Genomic DNA, 17,497 nt, shown 5'->3' on the forward strand with positions numbered 1-17,497 from the left:
TTATGTTGAAGGCCCTCAGGAGACCTGCAATGAATCTCTGGCAACAAAACTACGACCCGGCGGGTAACATTTGGCTTTCCAGCCTGATAGCATCGCTACCGATCCTGTTCTTTTTCTTCGCGCTGATTAAGCTCAAGCTGAAAGGTTATGTTGCGGCGTCATGGACGGTCGTAATTGCCCTGTCGGTTGCCCTGTTGTTCTATAAGATGCCGGTCGATCACGCCCTGGCCTCCGTGGTATACGGATTCTTCTATGGTCTGTGGCCGATAGCCTGGATCATCATTGCAGCGGTGTTTGTCTATAAAATCTCGGTGAAAACCGGGCAGTTTGACATCATCCGCTCATCCATTCTCTCAATTACCCCTGACCAGCGCCTGCAAATGCTGATTGTCGGTTTCTCCTTTGGGGCATTCCTCGAAGGGGCCGCGGGCTTCGGCGCACCGGTGGCGATAACCGCCGCACTGCTGGTTGGTCTTGGTTTTAACCCACTGTATGCAGCAGGCTTGTGCCTGATCGTCAACACCGCGCCGGTGGCGTTTGGCGCGATGGGAATCCCTATTCTGGTTGCCGGTCAGGTTACCGGGCTGGACAGCTTTGAGATTGGTCAGATGGTTGGCCGCCAACTGCCGTTCCTGACGATTATCGTACTGTTCTGGATCATGGCGATTATGGATGGCTGGCGTGGCGTGAAAGAGACCTGGCCTGCGGTGATGGTCGCTGGCGGTTCGTTCGCTATCGCGCAGTACCTCAGCTCTAACTTTATCGGGCCAGAACTGCCGGACATCATCTCTTCTCTGGTTTCGCTTGTCTGTCTGACGCTGTTCCTGAAGCGCTGGCAGCCGGTACGCATCTTCCGTTTTGGCGATATGGGCGCTTCTCAGGTCGATATGGACCTGTCGCGCACCCGCTACACCGCCGGGCAAATTATCCGCGCCTGGTCTCCGTTCCTGTTCCTGACCGCCACCGTCACACTGTGGAGCGTACCGCCGTTTAAAGCGCTGTTTGCACCTGGCGGGGCGATGTACCACTGGGTCGTCAACATTCCGGTTCCGTTCCTCGATAAGCTGGTTGCCCGTATGCCACCGGTGGTACACGAAGCCACAGCGTATGCCGCAGTGTACAAATTTGACTGGTTCTCAGCGACCGGCACCGCCATCCTGTTTGCCGCCCTGCTGTCTATCGTTTGGCTGAAGATGAAACCCTCTGCCGCTCTGCAGACCTTTGGCAGCACGCTGAAAGATCTGGCGCTGCCTATTTACTCCATCGGGATGGTACTGGCATTCGCATTTATCTCTAACTACTCCGGGCTGTCTTCAACCCTGGCATTGGCCCTGGCGCACACTGGCAGCGCGTTTACCTTCTTCTCGCCGTTCCTCGGCTGGCTGGGGGTATTCCTGACGGGCTCTGATACCTCATCAAACGCACTGTTTGCCGCCCTGCAGGCCACGGCCGCTCAGCAAATCGGCGTATCAGACGTACTGATGGTGGCGGCAAATACCACCGGCGGCGTGACCGGCAAGATGATCTCTCCGCAGTCTATCGCCATCGCCTGTGCGGCAGTGGGACTGGTTGGCAAAGAGTCTGATCTGTTCCGCTTCACCGTCAAACACAGCCTGATTTTCACCTGCATGGTGGGTGTGATCACCACACTGCAGGCCTATGTCTTAACCTGGATGATTCCATGATTGTGATGCCCAGACGCCTGTCAGACGACGTTGCATCTCGTGTGCGGGCGCTGATTGAAGAACAACAGCTGGAGGCGGGCATGAAGTTGCCCGCTGAGCGTCAGCTGGCCGTACAACTGGGCGTATCACGCAACTCGCTGCGTGAGGCGTTAGCCAAGCTGGTGAGCGAAGGCGTGTTGCTCAGCCGCCGCGGCGGTGGGACGTTTGTCCGCTGGCAGCATGAGGCCTGGTCTGAACAAAACATCGTTCAGCCCCTGAAAACGCTGATGGCAGACGATCCCGATTACAGTTTCGATATTCTGGAAGCCCGTCACGCCATCGAAGCCAGCACCGCCTGGCATGCCGCCATGCGTGCCACTGCCGCCGACAAAGAGAAAATCCGGCTCTGTTTCGACGCCACGCAAAGCGAAGACCCCGATCTCGCCTCACAGGCTGACGTGCGCTTTCACCTCGCCATTGCTGAAGCGTCGCACAACGTGGTGCTGTTGCAGACCATGCGCGGTTTCTTCGACGTCCTGCAGTCTTCGGTAAAACAGAGCCGCCAACGTATGTATCTGGTACCGCCCGTCTTTTCACAGTTGACGGAGCAACATCAGGCCGTACTGGATGCCATCGTTGCCGGGGATGCCGACGGCGCACGGAAGGCCATGATGGCGCACCTTAGTTTCGTCCACACCACAATTAAACGATTTGATGAAGATCAGGCCCGCCAGGCGCGTATCACCCGCCTGCCCGGTGACCCTGGTGAGAATAGCAGGGAGAACAACACATGATTATTTCAGCAGCCAGCGACTATCGCGCCGCAGCCCAGCGCATCCTACCCCCTTTCTTGTTCCACTATATTGACGGTGGAGCGTACGCAGAACACACCTTGCGCCGTAACGTGGCAGACCTGTCGGAAGTGGCGCTGCGCCAGCGCGTGCTGAAGAACATGTCCGACCTGAGTCTGGAAACCACCCTGTTCAACGAAAAATTGTCGATGCCGGTGGCATTAGCCCCGGTCGGTTTGTGTGGCATGTATGCGCGTAGGGGTGAAGTTCAGGCCGCCGCCGCCGCTGACGCCAAAGGTATTCCGTTTACGCTTTCTACGGTTTCCGTCTGCCCGATTGAAGAAGTCGCCCCGACCATCAAACGCCCAATGTGGTTCCAGCTGTACGTCCTGCGCGATCGCGGCTTTATGCGTAATGCCCTGGAGCGTGCCAAAGCGGCAGGCTGCTCCACGCTGGTCTTTACTGTCGATATGCCCACGCCTGGCGCCCGCTACCGTGATGCCCATTCCGGTATGAGCGGCCCGAATGCGGCGCTGCGCCGTTACTGGCAGGCGGTCACCCATCCCCAGTGGGCATGGGACGTTGGTCTGAATGGTCGTCCGCATGATTTAGGCAATATTTCGACGTATCTTGGCAAACCTACCGGCCTTGAGGATTACATCGGCTGGCTGGCAAATAACTTCGATCCGTCTATTTCCTGGAAAGACCTCGAGTGGATCCGCGAATTCTGGGACGGCCCGATGGTGATCAAAGGGATCCTCGATCCGGAGGATGCCCGCGACGCCGTGCGGTTTGGCGCAGATGGCATTGTTGTTTCTAACCACGGTGGTCGCCAGTTGGATGGTGTACTGTCTTCTGCTCGTGCGCTGCCTGCCATTGCCGATGCGGTCAAAGGGGATATCGCTATCCTGGCCGACAGTGGGATACGTAACGGTCTGGACGTCGTGCGTATGATTGCACTGGGCGCGGATAGCGTGCTGTTGGGGCGGGCCTATCTGTACGCGCTGGCGACCCACGGCCAGGCCGGGGTGGCGAATCTGCTGAATCTGATCGAAAAAGAGATGAAAGTGGCCATGACCCTGACTGGCGCGAAATCCATTAGCGAAATCAGCCGCGACTCGCTGGTTCAGGAACTGGGCAAAATGCTGCCCGCCGCACTGCCTCCGCTCGCTCGGGGTGATGCTGCATAATCACACCCTCATACAGCCTCTTCTCTTAATGGTCGGCCTGTTTTTCAGTCCGACCATTTTTTATGCAAAAGTAACGACCGCTTAACATTTATAACCAATATATTTGACAACTTTTTATCCGCCTGCCAAATGTATATACAAGCTAATACAACAGCAATTTATACATGTACCCTAAATAATTCGAGCTGCAGGAAGGCGGCAACGTAGCGAATCTCAGGAGCGTACATAAGTACGTGACTGGGGTGAGCCAGTAAAGCCAACGCACATGCAGCTTGAAGTATGACGGGTAGATAACAACCATCATAACGGGTGAGGGTAACATGGTTTATTCCGGAAAAGTGAATATCCAGCAGGCGATAGATGACAGTCGTTTTTCACGGTTTCACTGGGTCATTATTGTCCTGGGCTTTCTGGTTTTAGCCATTGACGGCTTCGATACGGCGGCGATGGGTTATATTGCTCCCACGCTCTCAGCCGACTGGGGCATCAAGAAGCAAGATCTCGGACCGGTGTTAAGCGCCGCGCTATTGGGACTCTCATTTGGCGCACTGCTGGCCGGGCCAATTTCCGATCGTATGGGACGTAAGCGCGTACTGGTCTTTTCCTGCCTGTTCTTTGGACTCGCCAGTCTGGGTACAGCGTATGCCGAGACGCTAAATATGTTAACGTTCTGGCGGTTCCTCACCGGCCTTGGACTCGGTGCCGCAATGCCCAATGCCATCACGCTGGTCTCAGAATTTGCCCCTAAACGCTGCCGTTCAATGGCCATTAACACCATGTACTGCGGCTTCCCTCTTGGTGCTGCGGGTGGCGGAGTTATCTCCTCCTGGCTCATTCCCAGTTACGGCTGGCACAGCGTACTGCTGGCTGGCGCAATCGCCCCGCTGGCGCTCACCGTGTTATTGGTACTGTTCCTGCCAGAATCGGTGAAGTATTTGGTTCACCGTGGCAAAGAGATCGCACAAATCAAACGCATTGCCCAACGCTTTATGTCGGGGAGCCTGGAGCAAGTCACCCAGTTTTACCTGGAAGAAGATCGGGTAGCGGTCAAAAAAGGCAGCGTAGCGCAGCTATTCAGTATGCCCTGGTTACCGGGCACGCTGATGCTGTGGATGACCTACTTTATGGGGCTGGTTATCTATTACGTACTGCTCAGTTGGATGCCAACGTTAATGCTGGGAATGGGCTACCCGCTGGCAGAGTCCGCCTGGCTGACATCGCTATTCACCTTCGGTGGCACGGCAGGGATCCTGCTGGCCGGCTGGTTGATGGATCGCTGGGAAGCACACAAAGTGGTTTCACTTGGCTTTATGCTGACGATGCTGTTTGCCCTCGCACTCGGCTTTGAGCATAACCACATCGTTCTGTTCGGCGCACTGATCTTCCTGATGGGGATTACCATGAACGGCGCACAGTCCGGGCTGCAGACGCTGGCTGCAACGTTTTATCCCACTCATTGCCGCGCAACCGGCATTGCCTGGATGCAAGGTGTGGGCCGCTTTGGTGGCGTAGCCGGCACCATGATGAGCGCCCAACTGCTCTCCCTGCAATGGCAGGCCGACAGCATCCTGATGTTCCTCAGCCTTCCCGCGCTGGTCGCCGCTGCCGCGACGATTTATAAGCTGCAACGCTATAAACCGCAGTCTCTGACCGTCGCATAGTCCCCCTCATTTCTGCTATTCTGCCCCCCGCTATTAAGGGGGCAGTATGCTTAACATCGTATTATTTGAACCAGAAATCCCGCCAAACACCGGTAATATCATTCGCCTTTGCGCCAATACCGGTTTTCGTCTGCATATCATTGAGCCAATGGGCTTTGCCTGGGACGACAAGCGCCTGCGTCGCGCGGGGCTGGACTACCATGAATTTACCGCCGTGCTACGCCACCCTGATTACGCCGCCTTCGTCGCCGCAGAAAATCCGCAACGTCTGTTCGCCCTGACGACCAAAGGTACGCCTGCACACAGTGCGGTAAGCTATCAGGATGGTGATTACCTGATGTTTGGCCCGGAAACGCGCGGTCTTCCAGCCAGCATTCTTGATGCCTTGCCTGCCGAACAAAAAATTCGTATTCCGATGATGCCGGACAGCCGCAGCATGAATCTGTCAAATGCAGTGTCGGTGGTAGTGTATGAGGCCTGGCGCCAGTTAGGTTATCCCGGCGCGGTATTACGTAGTTGATTTTAGTCGGATGCGGCTAGCGCCTTATCCGACCTACATTAATTTGATGTTATTCGTTTCGAGCGTTATCGGCGCAGACAGATTGAACACGGACTGCGCTTGCCGACCTGCGCGTACACGCAGTACGTGAGGATGACGAGCACAGCCCAGGTTCAATATGGCAAGTAAGATAGCTCGAAATCAGATGCCATCACCGTATTCGAACGTATGATGTATCCCATTGAAATGCTGATCCATATCCATGGACGGTTTATCGCTGTCAGGCTTGCCGACGATGCGGGCCGGAACGCCTGCGGCGGTAGTGTGCGGCGGCACAGGCTGGAGAACGACAGAGCCTGCGCCAATCTTCGCGCCGCGTCCAACCTCGATATTACCAAGGATTTTCGCGCCAGCGCCAATCATCACGCCTTCACGAATTTTCGGATGACGGTCGCCGCCTGCTTTACCGGTCCCGCCAAGCGTGACGGATTGCAGAATAGATACGTCGTTTTCAATGACCGCCGTTTCACCCACCACAATGCCTGTAGCGTGGTCGAGCATAATTCCGCGACCAATTTTTGCCGCCGGGTGAATATCCACCTGGAAGGTAACAGAGACCTGATTTTGCAGGAAGATCGCCAATGCCTGACGCCCCTGATGCCATAGCCAGTGGCCGATGCGGTAGGCCTGCAGCGCATGGAAGCCTTTCAGGTACAGAAGTGGGGTGGAATATTTATCGACTGCCGGGTCACGCGTGCGCACAGCCTGGATATCGCAGGCCGCCGAGGCAATCATTTCAGGATCGGCCGCATAAGCCTCTTCCACAACTTCGCGAATCGCAATGGCGGGCATGATCGGAGAAGCAAGTTTGTTCGCCAGCATATAGCTCAGCGCACTGCCGAGATTCTCATGCTTGAGCAGCGTTGCGTGGTAAAAACTGGCCAGCATTGGCTCACATTCCGCCAGTGCCCGGGCTTCCGCTTTAATATTTTTCCAGACAATATCCAGTTCTTCACACGGCATTGCGTACTCCAGAAGGTAGCAAAACGACCGACCCGTTCTTCGCGGGTCGGGTCGTTATATTCAACAGTTTCCTTGCAGCTAGTGGCGACTCAGCTCGTCCTTGCGTGCACGACCTAGTAACGTCAATGCTGCCTCGCGCGCGTTTTTTCCGCAATACAATACTTGATAAATTTCCTCGGTTATTGGCATTTCGACACCAAAACGGTGTGCCAACTCACGAACTTCTTTCGTATTGCGATAGCCTTCAACCACTTGACCAATCTTGTCCTGCGCGCCCTGCACATCCATACCCTGTCCGAGCATCATGCCAAAGCGGCGGTTACGCGACTGGTTGTCGGTACAGGTCAGCACCAGATCGCCTAAACCAGCCATCCCCATGAAGGTGGCAGGATCAGCGCCCAGTGCCGCACCAAGCCGCGACATTTCGGTAAGCCCACGGGTGATCAATGCCGTTCGTGCGTTTGCACCAAAGCCGATGCCGTCAGACATCCCCGCGCCAATCGCAATCACGTTTTTCACCGCGCCACCAAGCTGCACGCCAATGAAATCCGGGTTGCTGTAGACGCGGAAGCTTTTGCCACAGTGCAGTAACTGCTGAAGATCATCAGCAAACGTCTCGTCCGTTGAGGCCAGAGAAATCGCCGTCGGCATGCCCGCCGCCAGTTCTTTGGCAAATGTAGGACCGGAGATAACGGCCAGCGGAATTTCATCCCCCAGCGCTTCACGCGCGACATCCTGCAACAGGCGTCCCGTTTCTGCTTCCAGTCCTTTTGTCGCCCAAACCAGTCGCGCGTCAGCACGCATCAACGGTTTAATTTTGCGCAGCACCTCACCAAAGACATGGCTCGGCACCACCACCAGAATGTTACGGCTGGCGGCCAGCGCAGTAGCTAAATCACTTTCCAGGCGCAGCGTTTCAGGAAAAGGCACATCAGGGAGGAACGCGACATTGCAGCGATCGTGCTCAAGGGTCGCGATATGTTTGGGATCATGGCCCCACAGGACAACCTGGTGGCCGTTTCTTGCCAGGGTGATGGCAAGAGCGGTGCCGTACGAGCCGGCACCAATCACAGTCATTGAAGCATTACTTTGGTTCATCAGGCATCCTGATGTTCTTCAGTACCTTCGCCAGCCTGCTGCTGTAAATAGTTCATGAACAGCGCATCAAAGTTGACCGGCGCAAGGTTCAGTTGCGGGAACGTACCGCGTGAAACCAGGCTGGTGATGCATTCGCGGGCATACGGGAACAGGATGTTCGGGCAGTATGCACCCAGGCAATGCGCCATCTGAGTCCCTTCAATACCACTGATGGAGAAAATACCGCCCTGCTGAACTTCGCACAGGAACGCAGTTTCTTCGCCCAGAGAAGCCGTAACGGTGACACGCAGCACTACTTCATACACATCATCTGCCAGTTGGGTAGATGCGGTATCAAGATCCAGTTTAACCTCTGGCTGCCAATCTTTCTGGAAAACATGCGGTGCATTTGGCGCTTCGAAAGACACATCCTTGGTATAAATACGTTGGATCTGGAAAGCCATTTCAGTGTTATTTTGTTCTGACATGTTTAGAAAACCCTTAGTGTTGTCCTTTAAATACTTCGGTACGCCTTAACGCAGCAGGGGATCCAGTCCACCACGCGCATCCAACGCATACAAGTCGTCACAACCGCCAATGTGCTGTGCATCAATAAAAATCTGCGGAACCGTCGTACGGCCACTGCGCTTGATCATCTCTTCACGCTTCACGGCATCACCGTCAATCGGAAGTTCCTGGAAACTCACACCCTTACTGTTCAACAGCGCCTTTGCGCGATGGCAAAACGGGCAGGTTGCTTTGGTATAGATCTCAATATTGGCCATGACTTATCTCCAGTGTTCTTTTTACCCTGCGGTACGAAAGAAGACGGGTAAATTACTTGCCGCGAACCAGTGGCAGATTCTCGCCACTCCAGCCCGCTACGCCGTCTTTCAGTACAGATACCTGCTCAAAACCGGCTTTAATCAGCGCAGTTGCGGAATCCTGGCACTGCATGCCTGAGCCATCAACCACAATAACAGGTTTGTTTTTGTGTTTTTCCAGCTCGCCAAAATTATTGGCTTTGATTTCGCTCGGCAGCAGGTTCGTGGAGCCTGCGATATGACCTTTGCGGAAGTCGTCACGCTGACGTAAATCCACAATCACCGCATCTTCTTTATTGATTAGACGTGTCGCTTCGCCGCGTGTAATTACCTTCACTTTTGAGGTCAGGCTCTTAAACGTGGTAAACAATACCGCCGCCAGTAACGCAATCCAGGCGATACTCAAGACAGGGTGGCGGCTAACAAATTGCATAATTTCTTGCATGGGGGGTAACAACTCCCGACTCAGTGATTAAAAAAACCAGGAAAGGAGTATACCTGCGCGTTGGCGCAAATACAGCCAGAGCATGCATTGGATTGCATTTTTGCGGGGCGCTACGGAAAAAAAAACACAAATCGCCCCCCTACCCGAACCGCTCTGGTCGATTATTTGATCTTCTGGGGCTACTTTATCGATTCAGCTGTAGTAAAATTACGCAATTATTTTTTATCTATTAAGTGTGAGGTTGTCGCAATGTCGGTTTCTAAAAAGCCTATGGTACTGGTGATTCTGGATGGCTACGGCTATCGTGAAGACAGCCAGGATAACGCTATTTTTAATGCCAAAACCCCGGTAATGGATGCCCTGTGGGCAAAACGTCCGCATACCCTGATTGATGCGTCTGGCCTGGAAGTCGGCCTGCCCGATCGCCAGATGGGTAACTCTGAAGTGGGTCACGTTAACCTGGGCGCGGGCCGCATCGTGTATCAGGATCTGACCCGTCTGGATGTGGAAATTAAAGAACGTACTTTCTTCGCTAACCCGGTGCTGACCAACGCGGTCGACCAGGCAAAAAATAGCGGCAAAGCGGTACACATCATGGGCCTGCTGTCTGCCGGTGGCGTACACAGCCACGAAGATCACATCATGGCGATGGTTGAACTGGCGGCTGAACGCGGCGCGGAAAAAATCTATCTGCACGCTTTCCTTGATGGCCGTGATACCCCGCCGCGCAGCGCTGAACATTCACTGCAAAAATTCGAAGAGAAATTTGCCGCGCTGGGCAAAGGTCGCGTAGCGTCCATCATCGGTCGTTACTACGCGATGGACCGCGACAACCGCTGGGATCGCGTTGAGCAGGCTTATGACCTGATGACGCTGGCACAAGGTGAATTCCAGGCCGATACCGCGGTAGCGGGTCTGCAGGCTGCCTATGCTCGCGACGAGAACGACGAATTCGTAAAAGCGACCGTGATCCGCGCTGAAGGCCAGGCTGATGCCGCAATGGAAGATGGCGATACGCTGATTTTCATGAACTTCCGTGCTGACCGTGCGCGTGAAATTACCCGTGCGTTTGTAAACGCTGATTTTGATGGCTTCGCACGTAAAAAAGTCGTTAACCTCAACTTTGTGATGCTGACTGAATACGCTGCCGACATCAAAACCGCGGTGGCTTACCCACCAGCGTCTCTGGCCAACACCCTTGGTGAGTGGATGGCGAAGAATGACAAAACCCAGCTGCGTATTTCTGAAACAGAAAAATACGCGCACGTGACCTTCTTCTTTAACGGCGGTGTAGAAGAACCGTTCAAAGGCGAAGACCGCATCCTGATCAACTCGCCAAAAGTCGCTACCTACGACCTGCAGCCAGAAATGAGCTCTGCAGAACTGACTGAGAAGCTGGTTGCTGCGATTGAGAGCGGTAAATACGATACCATCATCTGTAACTACCCGAACGGCGACATGGTTGGCCATACTGGGGTGATGGAAGCGGCGGTTAAAGCGGTTGAAGCGCTGGATCACTGCGTGGAGCAAGTGACTAAAGCCGTTGAATCCGTTGGCGGCCAACTGCTGATCACCGCAGACCACGGGAACGCAGAGCAGATGCGCGATCCGTCTACCGGTCAGGCACATACCGCGCATACCAACCTGCCGGTTCCGCTGATTTATGTTGGTGGCAAAAACGTCAAAGCAGTTGAAGGCGGTAAACTTTCTGATATCGCCCCGACAATGCTGACGCTGATGGGTATGGAAATCCCGCAAGAGATGACTGGTAAGCCGCTGTTCATCGTGGAATAATCCCTCCCCATGAGGGGAAAGGCGATTAATACCATCACATGGGCCGTGAAACCGCGTAAGTTTTCAGTCAGGCCCTTGTTCTACGCCAGCGCGCTTAGCGCTGGCGTATTGCTGTGCGCCTTTTCCGCCCACGCGGACGAGCGCGATCAGCTCAAATCCATTCAGGCCGATATCGCGGCAAAAGAACGCGCGGTACGCCAGCAGCAGCAACAACGCGCCACCCTCCTTGCTCAGCTTAAAGCTCAGGAACAAGCCATCGCCGCAGCGGCACGACAGCTACGCGAAACGCAAAACTCCCTGGCACAGCTGAATGCACAAATCGCCGAGATGAACGCGTCTATCGCGAAGCTGGAAAAGCAGCGGGCAGCGCAAGAGCGCAGTCTGGCAGCCCAGTTAGATGCGGCGTTTCGCCAGGGTGAACATACTGGTATTCAGTTGATCCTCAGTGGTGAAGAGACTCAGCGCGGACAACGCCTGCAGGCCTATTTCGGCTATCTGAACCAGGCGCGCCAGGAGACTATCGCACAGCTGAAGCAAACCCGCGAAGAGGTCGATTCGCAGAAAGCCGAGCTGGAAGATAAGCAAAGCGAACAGCAGACGCTGCTGTACGAACAGCGTGCTCAGCAGGCAAAACTCGAGCAGGCGCGTAATGAACGCCAAAAAACGCTCGCGGGCCTGGAATCATCCATTCAGCAGGGCCAGCAGCAGTTAGGCGAGATGCGAGCCAACGAATCCCGTCTGCGCAACAGTATTGCGCGAGCCGAAGCCGCCGCGAAAGCCCGTGCAGAACGTGAAGCGCGTGAGGCGCAGGCTGTACGTGATAAGCAGCAGGAAGCATCACGCAAAGGCTCAACCTATAAGCCAACCGAAAGCGAGAAATCACTGATGTCTCGTACCGGCGGGTTGGGCTCACCACGCGGTCAGGCGTACTGGCCCGTTCGTGGTCCAACGCTGCATCGCTATGGCGAACAGCTGCAAGGTGAGCTACGTTGGAAAGGGATGGTTATTGGCGCCTCCGAAGGTACCGAAGTCAAAGCCATCGCCGATGGTCGCGTCATTCTGGCAGACTGGTTGCAGGGCTATGGACTGGTCGTCGTGGTTGAACACGGTAAAGGCGATATGAGCCTGTACGGTTACAACCAAAGCGCATTGGTCAGCGTGGGTACGCAGGTTCGCGCCGGGCAGCCTATTGCACTTGTGGGTAGCAGCGGTGGTCAGGGCAGGCCAGCACTCTATTTCGAAATTCGTCGCCAGGGTCAGGCGGTCAATCCACAGCCGTGGTTGGGAAGATAAGTTTTGCCTCAGTTTCGTCGTACTTTGCTCTCACTCGCCAGCCTGCTGGCATTCGCAACACCTGTTTTCGCCGGCAAACTTGCTATCGTCATTGATGATTTCGGTTATCGTCCGCAAACGGAAAACCAGGTGCTGGCAATGCCTTCCACTGTCTCCGTTGCCGTTCTGCCAAACGCGCCACATGCACGTGAAATGGCGACTAAAGCGCATAACAGTGGACATGAGGTGTTGATCCATCTGCCGATGGCTCCACTGAGCAAGCAACCGCTGGAGAAAGACACGTTACGCCCGGAGATGAGCAGCGAAGAAATTGAACGGATTATTCGCGACGCGGTAAGCAAAGTGCCGTATGCAGTGGGACTGAACAACCACATGGGGAGTGCGATGACGTCCAGCCTGTTCGGCATGCAGAAAGTGATGCAAGCTCTGGAACGCTACGACCTCTACTTCCTCGACAGTATGACCATCGGCAACAGCCAGGCCATGCGCGCGGCGGCAGGAACCGGGGTGAAGGTCATCAAACGCAAAGTCTTCCTCGACGATACACAAAACGAAGCGGATATTCGCCGTCAGTTTAATCGTGCAGTCGATCTTGCTCGCCGTAACGGATCAGCGATTGCCATCGGGCACCCTCACCCTTCGACGGTACGCGTACTGCAGCAGATGCTGTATAGCCTGCCAGCCGACATTACGCTGGTTCGTCCGAGCAGTCTGCTCAATGAGCCGCAGGTCGATACCTCCAGGCCTAATCTCACTCCACCGAAAAACGGTACGCCAGATGCGCCCCGTAATCCTTTCCGTGGGGTGAAACTGTGCAAACCGAAACAACCTTTGGAGCCGGTTTACGCCAACCGATTCTTTAGCGTGCTAGGGGAAAGCATCACACAAAGCACGCTGGTGCAGTATATGAGACTGCAGTGGCAGGGCTGGGGGAACACATCTTCACCCAGCACCATGAACGCTAACGTAGATTAAGCGCTTTTCGGGCAATACGCGAAGGCGTTGATGTTTTATCGCGCCATTTCCATAAACGGAATGACCATAGCAGTGCCTGATACAATACTTTGGCACTGCGTACGTTAGTTATCATGCGCTTATACATACCCGAGACAAAAATCTCTGCGATCATACGCTGACGAATATGCACATCCTGTTCTTTACGGACCGCATGGCATACGCGTAATGCTTCATAGGTGACTTGCTGATGAAATTCAGGATAAATAGTAATCCGATCGGCATATTCACGATTCAACCTATCCAATAACCGCGTAATTTTAATATAGTGCCGCTGGTAGTTGAGATTTTTTAAACCTTGTCGTTTAAGACGGCTGATTGATTGATCATGTAAGTAGTATTTATATAAAGATTGCTCGGTATATCGCACACGTACAGCGTTAAACATAAACTCCGTCGTCCAGACAATATCCTGGTGATGTAACCCCGGAATAAATGTTATTTTATTTTTCTCAATAACATCCCGGCGATAAATTCCCATCCAGACCACATGTGTCCAGCGGCGTGAAGCCAACGCCATACGTAACCAGTCAGGGCCGGTTAACACCCCCGTAGACCGAAGACGATCCGTCGGTATTGATTGCCAGGTGTGTCCCGTTTCGAGAATGCACCAGTCGGAATTACACTGGGCTAAATCCAGGTCATCCTGAATTGCCATGGTCATCAGGGTTTCGTACATATTGGGATAAACCAGGTCATCGGCATCGACAAATGCAACATAATCCCCTTTGGCCGCTTCCAGGCCACGGTTACGCGCTACGGATGCCCCTGCGTTAGCCTGATGCAACAACCGCACGTGGGAATAGTTATCCGCATAATGTTGTGCAATATCAACAGAGTTATCCGTTGAACCATCATTCACAATGATGATCTCTAGCGCAGTCCATGTCTGTGCGATCAACGATTCCATGCAATCCCGAAAACTATCACCCACGTTATACAACGGAATAATAACACTCAACATATTTGTGCAGTTTCTCATCAGCTAACCCAGGTTTGTCATTACGCTGATGACTTTTACTACAGTTTCATTAAGGAATTATTAAGGTTAGAACGTATTTATGGGCAGATACGCTGCAGCGAAAGCGTCCGGTTTGAGAAAGATGCCCTGCCACGCCTGCGTTCAGCAGGTTGATGATAGCTCAGATCGTCTACATATCGGGGTGCACAACCTGTATACTCTATCCCTATGAATTAACGTACTCTATAGGCTGATATTGAGGGAAAAGATGGCCATCAGTAAGACACATGAAAAAGGTTATACGGTCTATTGCAAAGAGACCAGAAAAGACCTTAAGTCACTGATGAATAAATACATCAAAAAAGAAATCAGTGGCAAACCGCTGAGCAGTGGTAACGCATTGCGCAGCGTGGAGTTGGTCGAGTACAACTCACAAAAATTTATCATCAAAAATGACCGTGAAGTTGATCCTCGATTTGAGAAAAAATTACAGAGCTTTATCTCCGGCCCTTTCTATTCCCGACTGATCAGGAAGCTGGACAAGCTCCCGCCGGAAATGCGCATCTGTACTGCCGATCTCTATTATGCTGCTGAGAAAACACGTTTTCGCCAGTGCTATGATGTTTATACTATTCATGAATATATTGAAGGGGTTCCTTTAAGGGAAATTAACCAGCAGAATGCTGACGAGGTAAAACAATGCGTGCTGCGTCTTCACAAAGCAGGACTGGCATCAAATGATATTCACCCGGGGAATTTCATTCGCACACCAACGGGTGAGTTAAGGATTATTGACCTGTCCTGTAAGGGAAATATGAAGGTTTGTCAGGCTAATGACATTCTGGCATTACAACGAAAATATAATATTAACGTTAAAGGCAGAGGGTTAATTTATAAACTCATCCTGCTTAAAGAAAATATAAGATCGTTATCCAGAAAGATCCGCGGAAAATAAAATCTATGGTTTATACGGCCAGATAGCGATATCTGGCCGTAATTAACATTGAATGCACGCTGCGCACTCAATCCCAGCTCAGGATCACTTTCCCGGACTGGCCTGAACGCATGGCATCAAAGCCCTGCTGGAACTCATCAATCGAGAATCGATGGGTGATGATCGGCGACAGATCAAGACCGGACTGGATCAGTGCAGCCATCTTGTACCAGGTTTCAAACATTTCACGACCATAGATACCTTTAATAAACAGACCTTTAAAGATAACTTTCGTCCAGTCTATCGACATGTCTGATGGCGGGATCCCCAACATGGCAATACGGCCACCGTGGTTCATGGTGTCCAGCATGGTGCGAAACGCTGGCGGCGCCCCAGACATTTCCAGACCCACATCGAACCCTTCGGTCATCCCCAGTTCGGCCATCACGTCGGTCAGATTCTCTTTCGAGACGTTGACTGCGCGGGTAATACCCATTTTACGCGCCAGCTCCAGACGGTACTCATTAACATCGGTAATCACTACGTGGCGTGCACCAACGTGCTTCGCTACCGCGGCAGCCATAATGCCAATCGGACCCGCACCGGAAACCAGCACATCTTCGCCAACCAAATCAAACGACAGCGCCGTGTGTACCGCGTTACCGAATGGATCGAAGATGGAAGCTAAATCATCGGAGATATTGTCCGGGATTTTAAAGGCGTTAAACGCCGGGATCACCAGATATTGTGCAAAACAGCCTGGACGGTTTACGCCGACACCGGTCGTATTGCGGCACAGGTGAGTACGGCCACCGCGGCAGTTACGGCAATGTCCGCAGGTAATGTGGCCTTCACCAGAAACGCGATCGCCGATTTTGAAGCCTTTAACTTCCTGGCCGATGCCAACAACTTCACCGACATATTCATGCCCTACAACCATTGGAACCGGGATGGTTTTTTGCGACCACTCATCCCAGTTATAAATGTGAACGTCAGTCCCGCAGATGGCTGTTTTACGGATTTTAATCAGCAAATCGTTATGGCCGACTTCCGGTTCAGGAACGTCGGTCATCCAAATGCCTTCTTCCGCTTTCAGTTTGGATAACGCTTTCATTTCACATCCTCAGGCAATTACGCCCAGTTGTTTACCAATGCGTGTGAACGCGTCGACTGCACGCGTAATCTGCTCAGGGGTATGTGCCGCAGACATCTGGGTACGAATACGCGCCTGGCCTTTTGGAACCACTGGATAAAAGAATCCAGTTACGTAAATCCCCTCTTTTTGCAGTTCGCGGGCAAACGCCTGCGCAACAACCGCATCACCGAGCATTACCGGAATAATCGCGTGATCGGCCCCTGCCAGCGTAAAGCCTGCTGCGGACATTTGTTCACGGAATTGACGCGCATTCGCCCACAGACGATCGCGCAGGTCGCTACCCGCCTCAACCATCTCCAGCACCTTAATGGAAGCGGCAACAATTGCCGGAGCCAGTGAGTTAGAGAACAGATACGGACGAGAACGTTGACGCAGCCACTCAACAACTTCTTTACGTGCCGCAGTGTAACCACCCGATGCGCCACCGAGTGCTTTGCCCAGCGTGCCGGTGATGATGTCCACACGACCCATCACGTCGCAATACTCATGAGAGCCACGGCCGTTCTCACCCACAAAGCCTACCGCGTGAGAATCATCTACCATCACCAGCGCATCATATTTGTCTGCCAGATCGCATACGCCTTTCAGGTTAGCGATAACGCCATCCATAGAGAACACACCATCGGTGGCGATCAATACGTGGCGGGCACCTGCTTCACGCGCTTCTTTCAGACGCGCTTCCAGTTCCTGCATATCGTTGTTGGCGTAGCGGAAACGCTTCGCTTTGCACAGGCGCACACCATCGATAATAGAGGCGTGGTTCAGGGCGTCAGAGATAATGGCATCTTCTGCTCCCAGCAGCGTTTCGAACAGGCCGCCGTTGGCGTCAAAGCAAGAAGAGTAAAGAATGGCATCTTCCATACCCAGGAACGCAGCCAGTTTTTGCTCCAGTTGCTTATGGGTGTCCTGAGTGCCACAAATAAAGCGCACCGAGGCCATACCAAATCCGTGAGAATCCATACCCGCTTTTGCCGCTGCAATCAGTTCCGGGTGGTTAGCCAGCCCTAAGTAATTGTTCGCACAAAAGTTAATAACATGGCTTCCGTCAGCCACGGTGATATCAGCCTGCTGAGCAGACGTAATAATGCGCTCTTCTTTAAACAACCCTTCCGCGCGTGCGGTTTCCAGATCGTTCGTTAACTGCTTATAAAAATTCCCACGCATTGCAATT

At 53.3% G+C, this 17,497-nt stretch carries 17 protein-coding genes; 9 read left to right on the plus strand and 8 right to left on the minus strand.

Annotated elements, in window-relative coordinates; translation table 11 throughout:
• Nucleotides 1-29 precede the first annotated feature (29 nt).
• From lldP to trmL, 5 genes are all read left to right on the plus strand, one after another.
• Nucleotides 30-1,685 carry an L-lactate permease gene (gene lldP, locus FDX19_RS06535; RefSeq protein WP_137382086.1) on the plus strand — a complete coding sequence of 552 codons (1,656 nt, stop codon included), beginning with the start codon at nucleotides 30-32 and terminating at the stop codon, nucleotides 1,683-1,685.
• A complete protein-coding gene (gene lldR / locus FDX19_RS06540) occupies nucleotides 1,682-2,458 on the plus strand; it encodes a transcriptional regulator LldR (RefSeq protein ID WP_137382087.1) in 777 nt (258 codons plus the stop codon). The genes lldP and lldR overlap by 4 nt, the downstream gene beginning before the upstream one ends.
• Entirely contained in the window at nucleotides 2,455-3,645 is a 1,191-nt protein-coding gene (gene lldD / locus FDX19_RS06545; protein ID WP_137382088.1) for an FMN-dependent L-lactate dehydrogenase LldD, read from the plus strand. The genes lldR and lldD overlap by 4 nt, the downstream gene beginning before the upstream one ends.
• 320 nt (nucleotides 3,646-3,965) lie before the next feature.
• A complete protein-coding gene (locus FDX19_RS06555) occupies nucleotides 3,966-5,306 on the plus strand; it encodes an aromatic acid/H+ symport family MFS transporter (RefSeq protein ID WP_137382090.1) in 1,341 nt (446 codons plus the stop codon).
• Nucleotides 5,307-5,352: 46 nt separating this feature from the next.
• Nucleotides 5,353-5,826, plus strand: coding sequence for a tRNA (uridine(34)/cytosine(34)/5-carboxymethylaminomethyluridine(34)-2'-O)-methyltransferase TrmL (trmL, locus tag FDX19_RS06560; RefSeq protein ID WP_137382091.1), 474 nt, complete (start codon nucleotides 5,353-5,355; stop codon nucleotides 5,824-5,826).
• A gap of 180 nt (nucleotides 5,827-6,006) precedes the next feature.
• On the opposite strand, the gene cysE is transcribed toward trmL, so the two are convergent.
• The 5 genes from cysE to FDX19_RS06585 form a co-directional block, all read right to left on the minus strand.
• Nucleotides 6,007-6,828 carry a serine O-acetyltransferase gene (gene cysE / locus FDX19_RS06565; protein WP_003024160.1) on the minus strand — a complete coding sequence of 274 codons (822 nt, stop codon included), beginning with the start codon at nucleotides 6,826-6,828 and terminating at the stop codon, nucleotides 6,007-6,009.
• Between the two features lie 78 nt (nucleotides 6,829-6,906).
• On the minus strand, nucleotides 6,907-7,926 hold the full coding sequence (gene gpsA, locus FDX19_RS06570; RefSeq protein ID WP_137382092.1) for an NAD(P)H-dependent glycerol-3-phosphate dehydrogenase: 1,020 nt from the start codon (nucleotides 7,924-7,926) through the stop codon (nucleotides 6,907-6,909).
• Nucleotides 7,926-8,393 (minus strand): protein-export chaperone SecB, encoded by a 468-nt coding sequence (gene secB / locus FDX19_RS06575; RefSeq protein ID WP_003024155.1) that lies wholly within the window; start codon nucleotides 8,391-8,393, stop codon nucleotides 7,926-7,928. The genes gpsA and secB overlap by 1 nt, the downstream gene beginning before the upstream one ends.
• A gap of 45 nt (nucleotides 8,394-8,438) precedes the next feature.
• A complete protein-coding gene (grxC, locus tag FDX19_RS06580; RefSeq protein ID WP_003024152.1) occupies nucleotides 8,439-8,690 on the minus strand; it encodes a glutaredoxin 3 in 252 nt (83 codons plus the stop codon).
• 52 nt (nucleotides 8,691-8,742) lie between these two features.
• Nucleotides 8,743-9,174, minus strand: a complete 432-nt coding sequence (locus FDX19_RS06585) for a rhodanese-like domain-containing protein (protein ID WP_005120473.1) — start codon at nucleotides 9,172-9,174, stop codon at nucleotides 8,743-8,745.
• 249 nt (nucleotides 9,175-9,423) lie between these two features.
• Here FDX19_RS06585 and gpmM point away from each other — a divergent pair, with 249 nt between their 5' ends.
• The 3 genes from gpmM to FDX19_RS06600 are packed head-to-tail and all read left to right on the plus strand — an operon-like array spanning nucleotide 9,424 to nucleotide 13,236.
• The gene (gene gpmM / locus FDX19_RS06590) at nucleotides 9,424-10,968 is read left to right on the plus strand and encodes a 2,3-bisphosphoglycerate-independent phosphoglycerate mutase (RefSeq protein WP_137382093.1); all 1,545 of its coding nucleotides are present in this window, start codon (nucleotides 9,424-9,426) and stop codon (nucleotides 10,966-10,968) included.
• Nucleotides 10,969-11,001: 33 nt separating this feature from the next.
• Complete coding sequence (gene envC, locus FDX19_RS06595) at nucleotides 11,002-12,261, plus strand: murein hydrolase activator EnvC (protein WP_249357532.1); 1,260 nt, start codon at nucleotides 11,002-11,004, stop codon at nucleotides 12,259-12,261.
• Nucleotides 12,262-12,264: 3 nt separating this feature from the next.
• Nucleotides 12,265-13,236, plus strand: a complete 972-nt coding sequence (locus tag FDX19_RS06600) for a divergent polysaccharide deacetylase family protein (RefSeq protein WP_137382095.1) — start codon at nucleotides 12,265-12,267, stop codon at nucleotides 13,234-13,236.
• On the opposite strand, the gene FDX19_RS06605 is transcribed toward FDX19_RS06600, so the two are convergent.
• A complete protein-coding gene (locus FDX19_RS06605; RefSeq protein ID WP_137382096.1) occupies nucleotides 13,223-14,257 on the minus strand; it encodes a glycosyltransferase in 1,035 nt (344 codons plus the stop codon). The two genes, FDX19_RS06600 and FDX19_RS06605, sit on opposite strands and share 14 nt — an antisense overlap.
• A gap of 247 nt (nucleotides 14,258-14,504) precedes the next feature.
• On the opposite strand from FDX19_RS06605, the gene rfaY reads away from it, so the two are divergent.
• The gene (gene rfaY / locus FDX19_RS06610) at nucleotides 14,505-15,191 is read left to right on the plus strand and encodes a lipopolysaccharide core heptose(II) kinase RfaY (protein ID WP_137382097.1); all 687 of its coding nucleotides are present in this window, start codon (nucleotides 14,505-14,507) and stop codon (nucleotides 15,189-15,191) included.
• A gap of 67 nt (nucleotides 15,192-15,258) precedes the next feature.
• On the opposite strand, the gene tdh is transcribed toward rfaY, so the two are convergent.
• A complete protein-coding gene (gene tdh, locus FDX19_RS06615; protein ID WP_005120462.1) occupies nucleotides 15,259-16,284 on the minus strand; it encodes an L-threonine 3-dehydrogenase in 1,026 nt (341 codons plus the stop codon).
• Between the two features lie 9 nt (nucleotides 16,285-16,293).
• Nucleotides 16,294-17,490, minus strand: coding sequence for a glycine C-acetyltransferase (gene kbl, locus FDX19_RS06620; RefSeq protein WP_061066827.1), 1,197 nt, complete (start codon nucleotides 17,488-17,490; stop codon nucleotides 16,294-16,296).
• Between the last annotated feature and the right edge of the window lie 7 nt (nucleotides 17,491-17,497).

This window comes from Citrobacter sp. wls619 (assembly GCF_005281345.1).
Taxonomy (GTDB): Bacteria; Pseudomonadota; Gammaproteobacteria; order Enterobacterales; family Enterobacteriaceae; genus Citrobacter.

Bases quoted from the DNA above. Each gene is read 5' to 3' on its own strand.
- lldP (WP_137382086.1), top strand. From the start codon at position 30: ATGAATCTCTGGCAACAAAACTACGACCCGGCGGGTAACATTTGGCTT.
- lldR (WP_137382087.1), top strand. From the start codon at position 1,682: ATGATTGTGATGCCCAGACGCCTGTCAGACGACGTTGCATCTCGTGTG.
- lldD (WP_137382088.1), top strand. From the start codon at position 2,455: ATGATTATTTCAGCAGCCAGCGACTATCGCGCCGCAGCCCAGCGCATC.
- FDX19_RS06555 (WP_137382090.1), top strand. From the start codon at position 3,966: ATGGTTTATTCCGGAAAAGTGAATATCCAGCAGGCGATAGATGACAGT.
- trmL (WP_137382091.1), top strand. From the start codon at position 5,353: ATGCTTAACATCGTATTATTTGAACCAGAAATCCCGCCAAACACCGGT.
- cysE (WP_003024160.1), bottom strand. From the start codon at position 6,828: ATGCCGTGTGAAGAACTGGATATTGTCTGGAAAAATATTAAAGCGGAA.
- gpsA (WP_137382092.1), bottom strand. From the start codon at position 7,926: ATGAACCAAAGTAATGCTTCAATGACTGTGATTGGTGCCGGCTCGTAC.
- secB (WP_003024155.1), bottom strand. From the start codon at position 8,393: ATGTCAGAACAAAATAACACTGAAATGGCTTTCCAGATCCAACGTATT.
- grxC (WP_003024152.1), bottom strand. From the start codon at position 8,690: ATGGCCAATATTGAGATCTATACCAAAGCAACCTGCCCGTTTTGCCAT.
- FDX19_RS06585 (WP_005120473.1), bottom strand. From the start codon at position 9,174: ATGCAAGAAATTATGCAATTTGTTAGCCGCCACCCTGTCTTGAGTATC.
- gpmM (WP_137382093.1), top strand. From the start codon at position 9,424: ATGTCGGTTTCTAAAAAGCCTATGGTACTGGTGATTCTGGATGGCTAC.
- FDX19_RS06605 (WP_137382096.1), bottom strand. From the start codon at position 14,257: ATGAGAAACTGCACAAATATGTTGAGTGTTATTATTCCGTTGTATAAC.
- rfaY (WP_137382097.1), top strand. From the start codon at position 14,505: ATGGCCATCAGTAAGACACATGAAAAAGGTTATACGGTCTATTGCAAA.
- tdh (WP_005120462.1), bottom strand. From the start codon at position 16,284: ATGAAAGCGTTATCCAAACTGAAAGCGGAAGAAGGCATTTGGATGACC.
- kbl (WP_061066827.1), bottom strand. From the start codon at position 17,490: ATGCGTGGGAATTTTTATAAGCAGTTAACGAACGATCTGGAAACCGCA.